This is a genomic window from Sinomonas sp. G460-2 (assembly GCF_047759905.1).
In the GTDB taxonomy this organism is placed as follows: Bacteria; Actinomycetota; Actinomycetes; order Actinomycetales; family Micrococcaceae; genus Sinomonas.
Genome location: NZ_JBKZWT010000442.1, coordinates 1 through 2,379 on the forward strand (window position 1 = coordinate 1; position 2,379 = coordinate 2,379).

The following is a 2,379-nucleotide window of genomic DNA, read 5'->3' on the forward strand; positions in this document are numbered from 1 at the left end:
TGCGCCGCGGCGAGCCGAAGCGCTGGGGCACCGGTGTGCTCATCGGCGGCATGCTCATCGCAGGCCTCATTGGCGGCGGAGTCGCGGCTGGCGGCTACTCGCTGCTCGCCCCGCGCTCCGCGAGTGTCAGCCAGTCGCAGAACAGCCCCGTGATCGTCAACAACCAGGACAGCGTCAACGCCATCACGGCCGCGGCCGCGAAGGCCTCGCCAAGCGTCGTGACGATCGGGGTCACGTCCGGCAGCAACTCGGGCACGGGCTCGGGCGTGGTCCTCGACAACCAGGGTCACATCCTCACGAACACGCACGTCGTGACGCTCGACGGTTCGGTGGCCAACCCGACCATCCAGGTGCGCGCGAGCGATGGCAGCGTCTACTCGGCCACGGTTGTCGGGACGGATCCGCTTTCGGACCTCGCGGTGGTGCAGGTCAAGGGTGCCAATCTGACGCCCATCACGGTCGGTGACTCGAGCAAGCTCAACGTCGGCGACAACGTCATCGCGATCGGCGCCCCGCTCGGCCTGGACAGCACGGTGACGGATGGCATCGTCTCGACCCTCAACCGGACCATCTCGGTGGCCTCCTCGGCGGCTCCGCAGGGCGGCGGCTCGGATTCTCAGCAGGGCGGCGGCAGCGGCGGCTTCCAGTTCGCACCGCCGAACGGCGGCCAGTCGCAGCGCGGCCAGACCCAGAGCACCATCAGCATCAACGTGATCCAGACGGACGCCGCGATCAACCCGGGCAACTCGGGCGGCGCGCTCGTCAACAGCAAGGGCGAGCTCGTGGGGGTCAACGTCGCGATCGCCTCGACCGGGAGCAGCTCGAGCAGCACGAGCCAGAGCGGCAATATCGGCGTCGGCTTCAGCATCCCGGCTAATTACGCTGTGCGGATCGGCCAGGAGATCATCTCGAGCGGCAAGGCCCAGCATGCCCAGCTTGGCGTGTCTGTCCAGCCTGCGGCCCCTAACGGAGACACGAACTCCTCGTTCTCGGTCGGCGCCCAGATCGCCCAGGTGACGAGCGGCTCGCCTGCAGACAAGGCCGGGCTCAAGACCGGCGATGTCATCACGCACTTCGGTGACTTCGCGATTGGCGATGCGAGCGAGCTCACGGCCGCCGTTCGCCAGCAGGCTCCGGGTTCGACCGTCAAGGTCACCTACACCCGGAACGGTCAGAGCGCGAGCACCGACGTGACGCTCGGCGCGGCCTCCTAACCCAAACGAGTCCGGATTCCGCCCGTGGACCTTCCCGTAGGGTCCGCGGGCGGAGCCGTGTCAGGGCCTGCGTGCGTCCCCGTCTCTGGGGATGCTTTCCCACTCGTCACATGACGAATCGTGGCCTTGCGTGACGAGGCACGACCGTTCCAGGCCGCAGGATGGGCGGCGCCCCCGGGGCGCTCGTCATATGGTTAGCTAGGATTCCCGGCGCCGGGCGTAGCCGCTCTGGCGCCGTCAGGCGACGCAAGACTACGGAAGGTCCTCAACCGTGGGAGATACCCTCAAGATCGTCGTGCTCGTCAAGCACGTGCCCGACGCTCAGTTTGACCGTCACATCGGTCCCGGCAAGACGCTCGAGCGCTCCGAGAGCATCCTCTCCGAGCTCGACGAGTACGCCCTCGAGGCCGCCCTCCAGCTCAGCGAGGCGCGCGGCGGCGAGAAGGCCGGCAATCAGGTGATCGCGCTCACGATGGGCTCGCCCGATGCCTCGAACGCCCTCAAGAAGGCCCTCCAGATCGGCGCGTCCTCTGGCGTCCACGTGACCGACGACGCGCTCGCGGGCTCGGATGCGTGGGCAACGTCGCTCGCGCTCGCTGCGGCGATCCGCGCGATCGGCGACGTGGACCTCGTGCTCACGGGCATGGCCTCGACCGACGGCGAGACCTCGCTCGTCCCCGCCCAGCTTGCGGAGCGGCTCGCCCTCCCGCAGCTCACATTCGCGTCAAGCCTCGATGTCAACGGCCGCACCGCCGTCATTCGTCGCGATGGCGACGCGACCTCGGACACGGTCGAGGCAGAGCTGCCCGCGCTCGTCTCGGTCACCGACCAGATCAACGAGCCCCGGTACCCGAACTTCAAGGGCATCCTCGCCGCGAAGAAGAAGAAGATCGCGACGTTCGGCGTAGCGGACCTTGGGCTCGAGCCGGGCCAGGTTGGCGCAGCGGGCTCGCTCACGGCCGTCGAGCAGGCCGATCCCCGCCCGCCGCGGACCGCGGGCACCATCATCACGGACGAGGGTGACGCGGGCGTTCGGCTCGTGGACTTCTTGGCCGCCCAGAAGCTCATCTAGCGAAGGAAGACCATGACTGCATCCACCGTCCTCGTCTACCTCGACGCCGTCCCTGCAGAAGGGCTGCGCAAGTCCCAGCTCGAGCTGCTCTCA

The 2,379-nt window shown here is 68.3% G+C and carries 2 protein-coding genes; both read left to right on the plus strand.

Going from position 1 to position 2,379, the window contains the following annotated elements; genetic code table 11:
* Window positions 1-1,214: S1C family serine protease (locus ACLN58_RS21120; protein ID WP_415857183.1), on the plus strand; the 1,214-nt coding region annotated here is incomplete at its 5' end.
* Between the two features lie 271 nt (window positions 1,215-1,485).
* Window positions 1,486-2,286 carry an electron transfer flavoprotein subunit beta/FixA family protein gene (locus ACLN58_RS21125; protein ID WP_415857184.1) on the plus strand — a complete coding sequence of 267 codons (801 nt, stop codon included), beginning with the start codon at window positions 1,486-1,488 and terminating at the stop codon, window positions 2,284-2,286.
* Window positions 2,287-2,379: the final 93 nt, after the last annotated feature.